This window comes from Sinorhizobium sp. P24N7 (assembly GCF_042436655.1).
Classification (GTDB): Bacteria; Pseudomonadota; Alphaproteobacteria; order Rhizobiales; family Rhizobiaceae; genus Sinorhizobium; species Sinorhizobium meliloti_A.
The window spans coordinates 212,046-226,608 of sequence record NZ_JBHMIW010000006.1; the positions used below are offsets into that span (position 1 = coordinate 212,046).

15 protein-coding genes are annotated in these 14,563 nt (G+C 62.4%); 11 read left to right on the forward strand and 4 right to left on the reverse strand.

Features of this window, described 5'->3' with window-relative positions:
• The first annotated feature begins 108 nt into the window (after positions 1 to 108).
• The 6 genes from acnA (at position 109) to ACFHWW_RS12435 (ending at position 6,148) form a co-directional block, all read left to right on the forward strand.
• Positions 109 to 2,799, forward strand: coding sequence for an aconitate hydratase AcnA (gene acnA / locus ACFHWW_RS12410; RefSeq protein ID WP_379938449.1), 2,691 nt, complete (start codon positions 109 to 111; stop codon positions 2,797 to 2,799).
• A 239-nt stretch (positions 2,800 to 3,038) separates the two neighbouring features.
• Complete coding sequence (locus ACFHWW_RS12415) at positions 3,039 to 3,872, forward strand: DUF1223 domain-containing protein (protein ID WP_379938451.1); 834 nt, start codon at positions 3,039 to 3,041, stop codon at positions 3,870 to 3,872.
• Between the two features lie 326 nt (positions 3,873 to 4,198).
• Positions 4,199 to 4,609, forward strand: a complete 411-nt coding sequence (locus ACFHWW_RS12420) for a DUF2794 domain-containing protein (protein ID WP_018097393.1) — start codon at positions 4,199 to 4,201, stop codon at positions 4,607 to 4,609.
• 206 nt (positions 4,610 to 4,815) lie between these two features.
• Positions 4,816 to 5,130, forward strand: a complete 315-nt coding sequence (locus tag ACFHWW_RS12425; protein WP_100672707.1) for a helix-turn-helix transcriptional regulator — start codon at positions 4,816 to 4,818, stop codon at positions 5,128 to 5,130.
• Entirely contained in the window at positions 5,127 to 5,486 is a 360-nt protein-coding gene (locus tag ACFHWW_RS12430; protein WP_379938455.1) for an SRPBCC domain-containing protein, read from the forward strand. The genes ACFHWW_RS12425 and ACFHWW_RS12430 overlap by 4 nt, the downstream gene beginning before the upstream one ends.
• A 44-nt stretch (positions 5,487 to 5,530) precedes the next feature.
• Positions 5,531 to 6,148 (forward strand): ATP-dependent Clp protease proteolytic subunit, encoded by a 618-nt coding sequence (locus ACFHWW_RS12435; RefSeq protein ID WP_338283719.1) that lies wholly within the window; start codon positions 5,531 to 5,533, stop codon positions 6,146 to 6,148.
• A 17-nt stretch (positions 6,149 to 6,165) separates the two neighbouring features.
• Here ACFHWW_RS12435 and ACFHWW_RS12440 read toward each other — a convergent pair whose 3' ends face one another.
• The 4 genes from ACFHWW_RS12440 to ACFHWW_RS12455 all read right to left on the reverse strand — a co-directional run bounded on the left by ACFHWW_RS12440 (position 6,166) and on the right by ACFHWW_RS12455 (position 11,140).
• The gene (locus tag ACFHWW_RS12440) at positions 6,166 to 6,723 is read right to left on the reverse strand and encodes a GNAT family N-acetyltransferase (RefSeq protein ID WP_379938457.1); all 558 of its coding nucleotides are present in this window, start codon (positions 6,721 to 6,723) and stop codon (positions 6,166 to 6,168) included.
• 125 nt (positions 6,724 to 6,848) lie between these two features.
• The gene (locus tag ACFHWW_RS12445) at positions 6,849 to 7,586 is read right to left on the reverse strand and encodes a Bax inhibitor-1/YccA family protein (RefSeq protein ID WP_100672711.1); all 738 of its coding nucleotides are present in this window, start codon (positions 7,584 to 7,586) and stop codon (positions 6,849 to 6,851) included.
• Between the two features lie 246 nt (positions 7,587 to 7,832).
• The gene (locus ACFHWW_RS12450; protein ID WP_100672712.1) at positions 7,833 to 10,424 is read right to left on the reverse strand and encodes an ABC transporter permease; all 2,592 of its coding nucleotides are present in this window, start codon (positions 10,422 to 10,424) and stop codon (positions 7,833 to 7,835) included.
• Positions 10,421 to 11,140 (reverse strand): ABC transporter ATP-binding protein, encoded by a 720-nt coding sequence (locus ACFHWW_RS12455; RefSeq protein ID WP_018097386.1) that lies wholly within the window; start codon positions 11,138 to 11,140, stop codon positions 10,421 to 10,423. Before ACFHWW_RS12455 ends, ACFHWW_RS12450 begins: the two co-directional genes overlap by 4 nt.
• Before the next feature lie 70 nt (positions 11,141 to 11,210).
• On the opposite strand from ACFHWW_RS12455, the gene ACFHWW_RS12460 reads away from it, so the two are divergent.
• From ACFHWW_RS12460 to ACFHWW_RS12480, 5 genes are all read left to right on the forward strand, one after another.
• Complete coding sequence (locus ACFHWW_RS12460) at positions 11,211 to 11,852, forward strand: arylesterase (protein ID WP_379938460.1); 642 nt, start codon at positions 11,211 to 11,213, stop codon at positions 11,850 to 11,852.
• A gap of 114 nt (positions 11,853 to 11,966) precedes the next feature.
• The gene (gene thpR, locus ACFHWW_RS12465) at positions 11,967 to 12,554 is read left to right on the forward strand and encodes an RNA 2',3'-cyclic phosphodiesterase (protein WP_018097384.1); all 588 of its coding nucleotides are present in this window, start codon (positions 11,967 to 11,969) and stop codon (positions 12,552 to 12,554) included.
• 127 nt (positions 12,555 to 12,681) lie between these two features.
• Positions 12,682 to 12,999: a 4a-hydroxytetrahydrobiopterin dehydratase gene (locus ACFHWW_RS12470; RefSeq protein ID WP_028010554.1), complete on the forward strand. Its 318-nt coding sequence runs from the start codon at positions 12,682 to 12,684 to the stop codon at positions 12,997 to 12,999.
• Positions 13,000 to 13,127: 128 nt separating this feature from the next.
• The gene (locus ACFHWW_RS12475; protein ID WP_100672715.1) at positions 13,128 to 13,505 is read left to right on the forward strand and encodes a YkvA family protein; all 378 of its coding nucleotides are present in this window, start codon (positions 13,128 to 13,130) and stop codon (positions 13,503 to 13,505) included.
• A 329-nt stretch (positions 13,506 to 13,834) separates the two neighbouring features.
• A complete protein-coding gene (locus tag ACFHWW_RS12480) occupies positions 13,835 to 14,338 on the forward strand; it encodes an invasion associated locus B family protein (protein WP_100672716.1) in 504 nt (167 codons plus the stop codon).
• The last annotated feature ends 225 nt before the right edge of the window (positions 14,339 to 14,563 follow it).

The following is a 14,563-nucleotide window of genomic DNA, read 5'->3' on the forward strand; positions in this document are numbered from 1 at the left end:
CGTACGGACAGCGGAAATGACCGTACCCGCATCCCACTTCGCGCCTCACAGGTGCTCGGGCGTTCGTACGTCAGTTTTTGGCGATCAGACGGAACGGGGTATCATCCAGTGTCCAAATCCCTAGACAGCTTCAATTGTCGCTCCACGCTCACGGTCAACGGCGTGGACTATGTCTACTACAGCCTGCCGAAGGCGGAGGCGAACGGCCTCGCCGGCATCTCGAAGCTTCCCTATTCGATGAAGGTTCTGCTGGAAAACCTGTTGCGCAATGAAGATGGACGCTTGGTCACCAAGAAGGACATCGAAAACATCGCCGCATGGCTCGGCGACAAGGGCACGGCCGAGAACGAGATCGCCTATCGCCCGGCGCGCGTGCTGATGCAGGACTTCACCGGCGTTCCGGCCGTCGTCGACCTCGCGGCAATGCGCGACGCGATGGTTTCGCTCGGCGGCGACCCGGAAAAGATCAATCCGCTCGTTCCCGTCGATCTCGTCATCGACCACTCGGTGATCGTCGACGAATTCGGCACGCCGACCGCCTTTGCCCGCAATGTCGAGCTTGAATACCAGCGCAACGGCGAGCGCTACCGCTTCCTCAAATGGGGCCAGCAGGCCTTCAAGAACTTCCGCGTCGTGCCGCCCGGCACCGGCATCTGTCACCAGGTCAATCTCGAATATCTGGGCCAGGCCGTCTGGACCAGGGAAGAGGACGGCGAAGTCACCGCCTATCCGGATACCTGCGTCGGCACGGACAGCCACACGACGATGATCAATGGGCTGGGCGTGCTCGGCTGGGGCGTTGGCGGCATCGAAGCCGAAGCGGCGATGCTCGGCCAGCCGGTTTCCATGCTCCTGCCGGAAGTCATCGGCTTCAAGCTCACCGGCAGGCTCAAGGAAGGCGTGACCGCGACCGACCTCGTGCTTACCGTCGTGCAGATGCTGCGCAAGAAGGGCGTCGTCTCCAAGTTCGTCGAATTCTTCGGCTCCGGCCTCGACAACATGACGCTCGCGGATCGCGCGACGATCGGCAATATGGGCCCGGAATACGGCGCCACCTGCGGCTTCTTCCCGGTCGATGCCGAAACGATCAACTATCTCACCATCTCGGGTCGTGAAGAGAGCCGCATCGCGCTGGTCGAAGCCTATTCCAAGGCCCAAGGCATGTGGCGGGAAGGGGATGGTTCCGAGCTCGTCTTCACCGACACGCTGGAACTCGACCTCGGCGACGTCGTGCCGTCGATGGCCGGCCCCAAGCGCCCCGAGGGCCGCATCGCGCTCGAGAACATCGCCTCCGGCTTCGCGGCGGCGCTCGACAACGACTACAAGAAGCCCGGCCAGCTCGCCAACCGCTACGCGGTCGAGGGCACCGACTACGATCTCGGTCATGGCGACGTCGCGATCGCCGCGATAACCTCCTGCACCAATACCTCGAACCCCTCGGTGCTGATCGCCGCCGGCCTGCTTGCCCGCAAGGCGGTCGCCAAGGGCCTGAAGACGAAGCCCTGGGTCAAGACGTCGCTGGCGCCCGGATCGCAGGTCGTCGCCGAGTACCTGTCGAAATCCGGCCTCCAGACAGACCTCGACAAGCTCGGCTTCAATCTGGTCGGCTTCGGCTGCACAACCTGCATCGGCAATTCCGGCCCGCTGCCGACGGAGATCTCCAAGACGATCAACGACAAGGGTCTGATCGCCGCTGGCGTGCTTTCCGGCAACCGCAACTTCGAAGGCCGCATCTCGCCGGACGTACAGGCGAACTATCTCGCCTCGCCGCCGCTCGTCGTCGCCTATGCGCTGGCGGGTTCCGTCCAGAAGGACCTGACGAAGGAGCCGATCGGCGAAGACCAGAACGGGCAGCCCATCTACCTGAGGGACATCTGGCCGACTTCGCAGGAGATCCAGGACTTCATCTTCAAATACGTCACCCGGGAGCTCTACGCGACCAAATATGCGGACGTGTTCAAGGGCGACGCCAACTGGCAGGCCGTCCAGGTTCCGGCCGGCCAGACCTATGCCTGGGACGAGGGGTCCACCTACGTCCAGAACCCGCCCTATTTCGTCGGCATGGGCAAGAAGGGCGCCGGCATTTCCGACATCAAGAACGCCCGTGTCCTCGGTCTCTTCGGTGACAAGATCACCACCGACCACATTTCCCCGGCCGGTTCGATCAAGGCGGCCTCGCCTGCCGGCGCCTATCTGCTCGAGCACGGCGTCGGGATTGCCGACTTCAACCAGTACGGCACGCGCCGCGGTAATCATGAGGTGATGATGCGCGGCACCTTCGCCAATATCCGCATCCGCAACCACATGCTCGGCCCGAACGGCAAGGAAGGCGGTTATACGATCCACTATCCCTCCAAGGAGGAGATGTCGATCTATGACGCGGCCATGCAGTACAAGGAGGAGGGCGTTCCGCTCGTCATCTTCGCCGGCGTCGAATACGGCAACGGCTCTTCGCGTGACTGGGCGGCCAAGGGCACCAACCTCCTAGGCGTCAAGGCCGTGATTGCCCAGTCCTTCGAACGCATCCATCGTTCGAACCTGGTCGGCATGGGCGTCGTACCCTTCGTCTTCGAGGAAGGCACGACCTGGGAATCGCTGGCTCTCAAGGGCGACGAAGTCGTGACGATCGAGAATCTCGCCAACGTCCAGCCGCGCGAGAAGCGCGTGGCGAAGATCACCTATGGCGACGGCTCGGTGAAGGAGGTCCCGCTCATTTGCCGCATCGATACGCTCGACGAGGTCACCTACGTCAACAATGGCGGCATCCTGCAGACGGTTCTGCGCGATCTCGCCGCCTGATCGGCGACGTATGAACAGAAAGGCCGGGGCGTCCACATCGACGCCCCGGCTTTTTATTGTCCGGTCCACAGCGTTTTGCACGGCTTTGTGGCAGTCACTCCAACGTGACTTTTCGTTGAAGAATACCCGTCGTATGTAGGGGTCTCCCCGCGCGGCAAACGCGTTGAAGCGACGCACTTCCGGATGGAAACATTCCATATTTTCCCGGAAGTGCTCTAACGAGCACGAACAAAGACGCCATGATATCCGCCTGCACACCAACAATCCGACGTCTCGCCCTGGCGATCGGGCTGCTTGGTGCGTTCTGCGGAGCTTCCGCAGCGGATGACGGCAGGGCGGCCGAGAGCGGGCCGGTCAAGGATGGAGCGGTCAAGGATGGAGCGGTCAAGGACGGGGCGCTCAAGGGCGTCGTCGAACTCTTCACCAGCCAGGGCTGCTCCTCCTGTCCCCCGGCGGACGCGGCGCTCAAGAAGCTCGTCGATGAAGGCGAGGTCGTCGCGCTCGCCTATCATGTCGACTATTGGAACTATCTCGGATGGGCGGACACGCTCGCTTCCAAGGAAAATACCGAGCGGCAATATGCCTATGCGCGGATGCTCGGCCGCTACGGCGTCTATACGCCGCAGGCGATCCTGAACGGGCGCGACCACGCCAACGGCGCGGACCTGCCGGCCATCAGGAACCGGCTTGCCTTGATGGACGAGAAGGGCAAGGGCCTGTCGGTGCAGATCGCCGCCTCGATCGGCGGCGATGAAATCTCGATCAAGGTCGGTGCCGGCAAAGGCAGGGCGAATGTCGTCGTCGTCTATTTCGACCGGGCAAGGGTGGTCAAGGTCGAGAAGGGCGAGAACAGCGGCAAGGAGATCGCGTATTGGCATGCGGTGCGCGACATCCAGACCATCGGCATGTGGGAGGGCAAGCCCGCGGAGTTCACGCTGCCGGCCTCCGTCCTGTTCGAAGGCCAGGGCAATAGCGGTTGCGCGGTGCTGCTGCAATCGATGAAGGACAAGGAAACGCCGGGAGCCATCATCGGCGCCGCAACGGTTCTCGCGGGGCCGCAGGGAAAGCTCTGATGACAGGAAACGTTCCGCATCGCTTGCGGCGGAACAGGGGATGGTTCGGCCCGGCAGCATCGAGGGGCTGGGGCTGAGGGTTCGAAGTTACCGGACCGAACCAGCCATGTCTGCGTTCGAGAACCTCCCGCAGCATGACGGCTGGCCGGACATACGGTGGCAACGACTCTGTCCGGCAGCGGTCGGAGTGTTGCGGCGAATTGGGGCGGCGTTTTGACTGAATTGCGGCAGCCCCAAGAATTGCTGACATTGATCAACAGCTTCCGGCTTGCTTTTCCGATCGTGTGAGGCACACTGTCGTGGTCCTGTCACATTAGAAGGCCGAAATGCCGATGACTGATGAAACGGATTTGCCGCGAGGCGAAGCACGTCACTACGGCCAGACCACCTCCGACGTGGTCGTCGATCTTCACGAATACAAGCAAGCCAAGAACCCCCCGCCCGTCACCTTCCATCGCCGCGAACTCGACCTGATCCTCAAGGTCTACGGCCGTATGGTGGGCGAAGGGGAGTGGCGCGACTATGCGATCGACCACCTGAGGGACCGGGCCGTTTTTTCAGTGTTCAAGCGCGCCGGAGAAGTGCCTCTCTACCGCATCGAGAAAAACCCGAAGCTCGCCGCGAAACAGGGCGCCTTCAGCGTGCTCAACGCTCACGGGACGATATTGAAGCGGGGCCACGAGCTCGCCCAGGTGCTCAAGGCCTTCGACAAGGTGCTGAAGCTCGTCAAAACCTGACGACATATCACTCGGAGCTTCCCCTCATCCGCCTGCCGGCACCTTCTCCGCGCAGACGGGGCGAAAGGACAAGCGGCAGCGCTTCGCCTCGGTCCCCTCTCCCCGCATGCGGGTTTATCCCTGAATCGGTTGGCGGCGGCAAATCGCTTGCATCGAAGCGTGCCATCCGTGTTGCGAATCAGATAAGTGTATGCTTATCTGACGTCATGACTGAGAACGACATATTCAAAGCGCTCGCCGACCCGACACGCCGTGCAATCTTCGAGAAGCTGGCGAGCGGAAGCATGAACGCCAGTGCCTTGCGCGACGGAATGGACATCAGCCAGCCGGCCATGTCCCAACATCTCCACGTGTTGCGTAATGCAAAGCTGGTGCGGGAGGAGCGGCAGGGGCGCTTCGTGAACTACGAGGTCGACCCGGAGGGGCTGGCGCTCGTTGCCGGATGGCTGGCGAAATATCGCGCCTACTGGCCGGCGCGGATCGATGCGTTGAAGGTCTTGCTGAGGGATATGGATCAATGAACGATGTGGAGCTGAACGAGCAGGCAAGGAATCTGGTGCTCGAATACGAACTCGATGAATCGCCTGAAAAGGTGTGGCGGGCAATCAGCATGCCTGAGTTCCGTGAGCGATGGCTGCCCAGGCGCGAACTGACTGGGGCCGAGCCTGTCTCCACGGCGCCGGGCAAGGAAATCCGCTACAGAATGCGCGACGACGAACCTCCCTTTCTCGAAAGCCTCGTGGCGTTTCAGGTCAGGCCCAGCAATGACGGCGGCATGATTCTGAGAATTATCCATGGGCTGGAGGATGAGCGGCTGGCTCCGCGAACTCCGCCGGCGGCGAACAGCAACCGGCTTTGGCTGATGCGCGCCGCCTGACGTCTCACTCTACCAAAACAAACTCATCAGACAGGAGTTCGCCTATGCGCGAAGCGATGCAACTCGTCCCTATGGTCGTCGAGCAATCCAGCCGTGGCGAGCGCTCATTCGACATCTATTCCCGCCTGCTGCGGGAGCGAATAATCTTTCTGAACGGCGAGGTGAACGATGCAGTGTCTGCTCTCGTTTGCGCACAGTTGTTGTTCCTGGAAGCCGAAAGCCCCAGAAAACCGATCCAACTCTATATAAACTCGCCCGGCGGTGTCGTTACCAGCGGCTTCGCGATGTACGACACGATGCGTTACATCCGGGCGCCCGTGCATACGCTTTGCATGGGAACGGCCCGTTCGATGGGTTCGTTCCTGCTGATGGCAGGCCAAGCGGGCGAGCGCACCGCCCTGCCCAATGCAAACATTCTCGTCCATCAACCTTCGGGCGGCTTTCAGGGACAGGCCTCCGATATGCTCATCCATGCCGAGGAAATCAGGCGAACCAAACACCGCATGACGCGGCTTTATGCCGAGCATTGCGGGCGAACATATGAAGAATTCGAGCGCGCGATGGATCGCGACCGTTTCATGACGGCGGAAGAAGCTCTGGAGTGGGGTCTGATCGACCGCATCCTCACCGAACGGGAGCTCGGCGCTGAATTTGACGCTTGAAGCTCACCTGCGCAGGCTCAGCTCCTATAAAGCGTATCCGGATAGACGCCCTCGGCGGGCTTCATTGCGGTTCCTTGTCCGAGCGGCCGCTGCATCAAGGCCGTATCCAGCCACCGGCCATGCTTGAAGCCGGTTGCCTTCATCAGCCCCTGCAGTTCGAAGCCGAGCGCCCGGTGCAGGGCGATCGATGAGGGGTGCACCCCGCCGATTACCGCTATCATCTGGCGGAAGCCGAGAGCCGTACAGCGCCCGACCAGTTCGGAAAGCAGCGCCTTGCCGATGCCCTTGCCCCGTGCTTCCGGCGAAAGATAGATCGAATCCTCCACCAGGAACCGATAGGCGGTTCGGTTGCGGAAGGCGGAGGCATAGGCATAGCCGATAACCGCGCCACGCTCGTCCAGCGCGACCACATAGGGGTAGCCGTTGCCGGTGATCGTGGAGAAGCGGAGCGCCATCTCGGCTTCGGATGGCGGCGTCTCCTCATAGGTCGCGACCCCGTTCAAGACGGACTCGCGATAGATCTCGGTAATCGAGCGGAGGTCGGCGGCAACGGCGTCGCGGAGCGTGGCGGTCATGGAATTCTTCGCGCATTATGGCTGGAGATGTACTGTCTCGCATGGATGCGCCGGATCGATCAAGGCCGGCTCCGGCAAACAAAAAAGGCGGCCGAAGCCGCCTTTTCCGTCACACCGGTTCGCTACTACTCGTTCCTGTTGCCAAGGAACTGCAGCATGAACATGAACAGGTTGATGAAGTCGAGGTAGAGCGTCAGCGCACCCATGATGGCCTTGCGGCCGGCGACCAAGGCGTCATCGCCTTCGAAGTACATTTCCTTGAGCTTCTGCGTGTCGTAGGCGGTCAGGCCGGCGAAGATGAGCACGCCGATCACCGAGATCGCGAAGCCGAGTGCCGAAGAGGCAAGGAAGATGTTGACGACGGATGCGATGATCACGCCGAAGAGGCCCATGATCAGGAACGATCCGAGGCCCGAAAGGTCCTTCTTCGTCGTATAGCCGTAAAGCGACAGGGCGCCGAACGAAGCAGCCGTCACGAAGAACGTCTGCACGATGCTCTGGCCGGTGAAGACCAGGAAGATCGACGACAGGGACAGGCCCATCAGCGCCGCATAGACCCAGAAGGTCGTCTGCGCCGCGGAAACGCTCATGGAATTGATGCGGAAGCTCAGGAAGAACACCAGCGCAAGGGGCGCCAACATCACGACCCACTTCAGGGGGGAAGCGTAGATAAGCTGGGCGAATGCCGGATTAGAGGCGGCAAGCGCATAGGTTCCGTAAGCTGCCACGCCGGTGATCGCCAGGCCGAGGGCCATCAGGTTGTAGACCTTCAGCATATAAGCGCGAAGGCCTTCGTCGATCACGGCACCCGCCTGAGCGCCGGCGGGCGACATTCGGGTTTGGTAGTTTCTCAGATCAGCCATTGTTTCCTCATTTAAGCCCCGGTTGAAGTTACGGTGTCGGGCGGCGAACCTTGTCGTTCCTTTGCGCGCCCAGGCGCCGCTGCGGGGCTCCAGCATGCCTGTGGACAAATATGATGGTGAACGCCGTCATGCACAAGGGCGAAGCGCTTGGAATCGCACAAAGTCGGCCCGCCGGACCATCAAACTGGAGTGATTTACGGTTAACTCGGCCGTCATGGCCGAAATCGCGCGACAGGCATGGCAGGATCAGAGTTCCCGCAGCACCGGAGCGGCCTTTTGCCCGAGGACGCGCCAGGTTCCGGCGAGGCCGATCCCGACCGTCACGACCAGCGCAAGAACGATGGTCCCGACGGCAACGTCCGGCAGGAAGCTCGACGGCAGGGTCATGATGCGGCTGACGACGAACCAGGCCGAAACGCCGCCGGCGAAAAGCGCGAAGACGGCAGTCGCCAGGCCGAGAATGACGTATTCGTAGCTGAAGGCGCGGATCAGGGTCGCCCGCGTCGCGCCGAGCGTCTTCAGGACCACCGCATCGTGGATGCGGGCACGGTTGCCGGCGGCAAGTGCGCCGGCAAGCACGAGGATAGACGCGACAAGCGCGACCGCCGCGGCCGCGCGCACCGCAGTTGCAAGCTGCCCGAGCAGCGTATTGACGATGTCGAGCGCGTCCTTCACGCGCACGCTGGTGATCGTCGGGTAGGCATTCGTCACCCTCTTCAATACCGCCGCCTCCTCCTCGGCCGAAGCGTCGGGATCGATGATGGTCGCGAGCCAGGCATGCGGGGCGCCGGCGAAGGTGTTCGGCGAGAAGACCATGACGAAATTGATCGACAGCGACTCCCACTCGACCTCGCGGAAATTGGCGATCCGGGCCGTGATGTTGCGGCCGAGCACGTTGACGGTCACCGTATCGCCGAGCTTCAGCCCGAGCTCGCGGGCCTCCTCCGCCGAGAAGGAGACGAGCGGCTCGCCGCCATAGTCCTCGGGCCACCAGCTGCCTTCGGTGAGTTTGGAATTTTCCGGCCTGTTCTTGGCATAGGTGATGCCGCGATCTCCGCGCAGCACCCATTGGCCGCCGGGGGGAACGTTGCGGCTGTTCACATCCTCGCCGTTGAGCGCGACGATGCGCCCGCGCAGCATCGGCACTTCGATGATCTTGCCCTCCGGCATAGCTCCCGCGAGCACGGAGCGGAAGCCTTCGATCTCGCTGCCCTGGATGTCGACGAAGAAGAAGTTGGGCGCGCGCTCGGCCATGTCGCCGGTGAGCTCGCGCCGCAGATTGCCGTCGATGAGCGCCAGCGTCACCAGAAGAGTGAGACCGAGGCCGAGCGACAGCACCACCGACGGCGTCAAGGCACCCGGCCGGTGAATGTTGCCGATGGCCAGTCTCAGCGCCGGCGAATTGACGCGCGGGCTGCGCCGCGCCAGCCAGGATATGAGGAGCGAAACCCCGCGCAGCACGATGAAGGCAAAGGCGATCGCGCCAAGAAAGATCAGCGAAATGGAACGGTCATAGGCGGCCCAGACCGCGAGCCCGGCAAGTCCTGCCAGGCAGATGAAGGCGCCGGCGAGATAGGGCAGGGCAGGCAAGCCCGCCGGCTCGAAACCCTGCTGCCGGAAAAGCGCAGTCGCCGGCACACGGCGCGCCCGCCCGAGCGGCAGGATGGCGAAGGTCAGCGCCGTCAGAAGGCCGAAAAGCGCCGCAAGACCCAGGGCCGAGGGATAGAGCACGAATGCGGTGGATACGGGCAGCAGGCCGGCAAGGAACTGCGCTGCCACGAAGGGGATGAGGGCGCCGAGCACGAGGCCGATCGCGATGCCGATGAGGGCGATCATCAGGATCTGCGCAAGGTAGATCATCGCGACCAGCGACGCCGGAGCGCCGAGACATTTGAAAGTCGCGATGACGCTGCGCTTGCCGTCGAGATAGGAGCGCACGGCGTTGGCAACCCCGACGCCTCCGACGATCAGCGCCGTGAGCCCGACGAGCGTCAGGAATTGCGAGAAACGCGTGATGTTTGCGTTGAGGGAGGGTGCGGCATTGCCGCTCGTCCGTATCGACCAGCCGGCGGAGGGAAAGCGCGTCTCGGCCTGCACGCGAATGAGCGGCACGTCTGCGGGATCCGGCAGGCGGACCTTGTAGGTGTGTTCGACAAGGCTGCCGGTCTGCACGAGCCCGGAAGCGACAAGCGCATCGGAGGAAATCATCAGCCGCGGCGCGAAACCGAAGCCGTCGGAAAGAGCGTCGGGTTCGCTGGCGAGTACCGCGCCGACCCGAATACGCGCATTGCCGATGAGAATTTCCGCGCCCGGCGAGATGCCGAGGCGCTCGAGAAGCAGCGGTGCGGCGACTGCGCCGAACACCTCGCCGTCCTTCGCCAGCAATTCAGGGAGCGGCTTTGCCGGCTCGCTTTCGAGCTTGCCGTAAAGCGGGTAGGCGCCGTCCACGGCCTTGAGCTCCACCAGCGCCTGGTTGGAGCCGTCCGGGAGCCGCGCCATGGAACGAAGACCGGCGGATACCGAAACCTCGCCGAGACCCTGGAGGAAGGCACGCTCGTCCGCGGTCGCCACCCGATTGTTGAGCTCGAACCGGATGTCGCCGGCGAGCAGTTCCTGCCCTTGCGAGGCGATCGTTTCGCTGATCGACTGGGACAGCGAGTTGACCCCGGCGATCGCGGCCGTACCGAGAGCGATGCAGGCGAGGAAAATATAGAAGCCCCTCAGCCCCCCGCGCATTTCCCGGAGTGCCAGACGAAGCGCGAACAGCGGGCGCAGCGCGAGCAGAGGGCGCAGGGAAATCGTGGGGAGCAGCCGCCGGACGGCAACCGTCCCGCTCATGCGGACACGGCTCCCTGCCGGGCCGAGGCGGAGAGCCGTTCAGCGTCGGGGACGATTTCACCGGAGCGGACGCGTATCTGTCTTTCGCAGCGTCCGGCGAGCGCCGCATCATGCGTGACGAGAACGAGCGTCATGCCACGCTCGCGCTGTTCGGCAAAGAGGAGGTCGGCGATCTGTCGGCCGGTCTCCGCGTCGAGGTTGCCCGTCGGCTCGTCGGCGATCAGCAGCTTCGGAGAGGGCGCGAGCGCCCGGGCGATCGCCACGCGCTGCTGTTCGCCGCCGGAAAGCTGCCCGGGGTAGTGCGTCAGGCGTTCGCCGAGCCCCACGGCGATCAGTTCCTTACGCGCTATGTCGAATGCATTGCGGACATTCGCGAGCTCGAGCGGCACCGCGACGTTCTCGAGCGCGGTCATGTTCGGGATGAGATGAAAGGACTGGAAAACGATGCCGACATTGCGGCCGCGGAAATCGGCGACTGCGTCCTCGCCGAGGCGGTGGAGCGCCGTGCCGTCAATGATGATTTCGCCGCCGTCGAGCCGCTCCAGCCCAGCCATGACCATGAGCAGAGTCGATTTGCCCGAGCCCGAGGGGCCGACGATGCCCACCGATTCGCCGGCATCGATCGCGAGGCTTACGCCCTTCAGCACATGCACGGACGCCGCAGCTTCGCCCAGCGTCAGATCCGCATTTTTCAACTCGATGATGGTTTTTGCCACGCGAAAGAGCCCTATATGAAAATTTGATACGGATCATCAAACAATTGTCCGCCGATTTAGGAACGAGCCTATGGCATTAAAAGACTTTCGGCCCATTTTATTCGGCCTGACAATGACAATCGTGTTATCGGCGGCGGCTCGCGCCGAGCCCGTCAGCCTCGTCGGCTTCGGCGACAGCCTGATGGCCGGCTACCAACTTCCCCCGGAAGATGCCTTCCCCGCCCGCCTCGAAAAGGCCCTTAAGGACAAGGGGCTCGCCGTCACGATCGCCAATGCCGGCGTATCCGGCGACACCACCTCCGGCGGTCTTGCCCGCATCGACTGGTCGATCCCCGACGGAACAGACGGCGTAATCCTGGAGCTCGGCGCCAACGACGCGCTGCGCGGCATCCCGCCGGAAGAGACGCGCAAGAATCTGCAGGCGATGGTCACACGGCTCAAGGAGCGCGGCATCGCCGTCCTGCTCGCAGGAATGATGGCGCCGCCGAACATGGGGCCGGATTATGCGGCGCGCTTCAATCCGATCTATCCCGACCTCGCAAAGGAACACAATCTCGTCTTCTACCCTTTCTTCCTCGACGGCGTCGTGACCGAGGTTGGCCTTAAGCTCGACGACGGCATGCATCCGAACGGCGGGGGTGTCGGCGTCATGGTAGAGCGCTTCCTGCCGACGGCGGAGCTTTTCGTCCGCTCACTTGCGAAAGGAGAATGACAGCGCATCCACAGTTAAGGGAAAGTAAACGTTCCGACGGGACAAATAATGGTTGCGTGCAGATGCGATGCGTGATTCGCTTCAAGCATCTGCAAGAGATTCGGGGAGCTCGCCATGCCGAGACTATTCACCGCCCTCGAAATTCCGCGCAATGCAGCAATGAGTCTTTCCTTGCTGCGCGGAGGTCTTCCCGGAGCTCGCTGGATCGATGTGGAGAATTACCACATCACGCTCCGCTTCATCGGCGACGTCGACTGGCGAACCGCCGACGAGATCATCGACAGGCTTGACCGCATCGAACGGCCCGAGTTTCAGCTGCAGCTGTCGGGCACCGGCGCCTTCGGCTCCAAGAAACCGCACTCCGTCTGGGCCGGCGTCAGCATGGCTTCCGAAATGTTCGCCCTTCAGGCTGAGATCGAGCGCATCTGCCAGCGCATAGGGCTTCCCTCGGATCCGCGAAAGTTCACCCCGCATGTGACGCTGGCGCGCCTGCGCTCCTCGCGCGTCGAGGATGTCGTCGAATATCTCTCCGGGCGCGGTAATTTCGTCACCGCTCCCTTTACCGTCTCCCGCTTCGTGCTCCTGTCGTCACGCGATTCGGTCGGCGGCGGTCCGTATCTCACGGAAGAGGTCTTCCCGCTTCACGAAGAGCGCTCGAACCTCGCGAGCAATGAGGAGCATCCTGCTTCGAGCGTCTGGTAAAGCGCCCGAAGGCCTCCGCCGGCTCCCGGATAGGGACCGGAACGTCCTCGTCGAGCGGCGGGCTTGCGCGTGAACATTGTCGCGGGCAAGCTCGTTGTTAAGGACGGGATGCACAAGGAGGAAGAGCATGCGGCCGGAAAAATTGGACGCGGCGGCCATCGCCGAGCATTTGCACAAGATGGAGGGCTGGGTCCTTGCGGAGGACGGCGGCTCTATATGGAAGACCTTCCGGTTCAAGACCTTCGCCGAGGCCTTCACCTTCATGACGCAATGCGCCTTCGCCGCCGAAAAGCTCAATCATCATCCGGAATGGTTCAACGTCTACAACAAGGTGGACGTGACGCTGTCGACTCACGACGCGGAAGGACTGACCGAACTCGATTTCAAATTGGCGGCAAAGATGGACCAGGCGGCCGAGGGTCGCATGCCCGACCACATGAAATAAGGGCCGCATGCCCGACCATAGCAAACAGGAGCCGCGTGCCCGGCCATTTGAAATAGCGGCCACCGTTCCCATATCAGGCTGCGGCACTACAATGCCGCGCAGTACCCTGAACGACCGGAATCGACGCGATGGACGATATCAAGATCGGTGAAATTCTCCTCCCCGGCGAGGAATCCGAGCAGGAGCGCAAGGAACACAAGGTGCGCCGCCGGTTCTGGCCGACCTTCCGGCGCGCGGCCCGGCAGATTCCCTTCAGCCGCGACCTCGTCGCCGCCTATTATTGCGCAGTCGATCCGGCGACGCCGACGCGCACGCGCGGCATTCTGCTCGCGGCGCTCGGCTATTTCGTCCTGCCGCTCGATTTCGTGCCTGACATGCTGGCCATGATCGGCTTCTCCGACGACATCGCCGTATTGACGGCCGCCTTTGCCGCAATCAGCGGCCAGATCAAGGAACGGCATTACCAAAAGGCCGATGAAGTGCTGCGAGACGGCGCCGGGCAGTGAGGTATTCCCGCTACTGCGGCGTTTGCGCGTCCGATCCCCCGGCGCCAGAGGCGCCTTGCCGCAATCCCGCCCGGAAAGTCAAACTCTTGCCCGATTCTTTGTGACATAGAGGGAGGCAAGGGGCGGCTCTCCAGTATCGACGTCGACCGGATCGGCAATCCGTGTGCGAATGGACCTCGAGGCGCATTCGGGCGCAAAAAGGGGCGTTTTCCCGAGTCGTTGACGGTTTGGTAACCCGGATTAAGTCAAAATAAACTTAAATCGTGACTATGCGTTGCCCATCCCACGCGGTATCGGGCGACCGTAAGCAAGACAAGCGGCAGGAACTCATGTTTGTAAGAAAGATCGCAACTGCACTCGCACTCGTAATGGCTGCATCCGGCGTGGCTTCCGCTCAATCTCCGACGCGAATCCAGCAGTTCAACGCCTGGGGTGCATATTCCTACCAGGCCGGCAACGGCAAGGTCTGCTATGTGCTGTCCGTGCCGAAGGAAAAGACCCCGGCCGGTGTCGATCACGGCGATATCTTCTTCCTCGTTTCGCAGCGTCCGGGACAGAACATCAGCTATGAGCCGCAGGCGATGATGGGATACCCGCTGCAGGACAATTCCAAGGTCAACGTGGTGGTCGACGGCCGCACCTTCGTCATGTTCACCAAGGGCAATTCCGCCTGGGTGGAAAACGCCGCCGAGGAACCGGCACTGGTCGCTGCGATGAAATCGGGCAAGGCCATGTCGGTCAACGCGAAATCGCGGCGCGGTACGGAGACCTCCTACTCCTATTCGCTCTCCGGCATTTCGGCCGCCCTGAAGCAGATCGAGGCCTGCAAGTAAGAGCCAAGCGCGCGTGACGATTGCAAGGGCCGGCCATGAGGCCGGCCTTTTTGCGTTGGGTGTTCAGGCGGATCAGGGGCAGACTAACGTCCCATGGTGACTCGCCGCCAAAAGAATGCTAAAGCGCCCCCAAATTCTGAGCCCCCGCACCCCCGTCGAGCGCGTGGCCGAGGCTCGCCAGATTTCAATTCGAGCATCGGAACAGGATCCGGAAACGTCTCCGGA

Excerpts from the sequence above, each read along its gene's own strand:
- ACFHWW_RS12450 (WP_100672712.1), bottom strand. The coding sequence starts at position 10,424 with ATGAGCGGGACGGTTGCCGTCCGGCGGCTGCTCCCCACGATTTCCCTG.
- ACFHWW_RS12445 (WP_100672711.1), bottom strand. The coding sequence starts at position 7,586 with ATGGCTGATCTGAGAAACTACCAAACCCGAATGTCGCCCGCCGGCGCT.
- ACFHWW_RS12425 (WP_100672707.1), top strand. The coding sequence starts at position 4,816 with ATGACTGAGAACGACATATTCAAAGCGCTCGCCGACCCGACACGCCGT.
- ACFHWW_RS12420 (WP_018097393.1), top strand. The coding sequence starts at position 4,199 with ATGCCGATGACTGATGAAACGGATTTGCCGCGAGGCGAAGCACGTCAC.
- ACFHWW_RS12460 (WP_379938460.1), top strand. The coding sequence starts at position 11,211 with ATGGCATTAAAAGACTTTCGGCCCATTTTATTCGGCCTGACAATGACA.
- thpR (WP_018097384.1), top strand. The coding sequence starts at position 11,967 with ATGCCGAGACTATTCACCGCCCTCGAAATTCCGCGCAATGCAGCAATG.
- ACFHWW_RS12480 (WP_100672716.1), top strand. The coding sequence starts at position 13,835 with ATGTTTGTAAGAAAGATCGCAACTGCACTCGCACTCGTAATGGCTGCA.
- ACFHWW_RS12435 (WP_338283719.1), top strand. The coding sequence starts at position 5,531 with ATGCGCGAAGCGATGCAACTCGTCCCTATGGTCGTCGAGCAATCCAGC.
- ACFHWW_RS12470 (WP_028010554.1), top strand. The coding sequence starts at position 12,682 with ATGCGGCCGGAAAAATTGGACGCGGCGGCCATCGCCGAGCATTTGCAC.
- ACFHWW_RS12415 (WP_379938451.1), top strand. The coding sequence starts at position 3,039 with ATGATATCCGCCTGCACACCAACAATCCGACGTCTCGCCCTGGCGATC.
- ACFHWW_RS12430 (WP_379938455.1), top strand. The coding sequence starts at position 5,127 with ATGAACGATGTGGAGCTGAACGAGCAGGCAAGGAATCTGGTGCTCGAA.
- ACFHWW_RS12475 (WP_100672715.1), top strand. The coding sequence starts at position 13,128 with ATGGACGATATCAAGATCGGTGAAATTCTCCTCCCCGGCGAGGAATCC.
- ACFHWW_RS12440 (WP_379938457.1), bottom strand. The coding sequence starts at position 6,723 with ATGACCGCCACGCTCCGCGACGCCGTTGCCGCCGACCTCCGCTCGATT.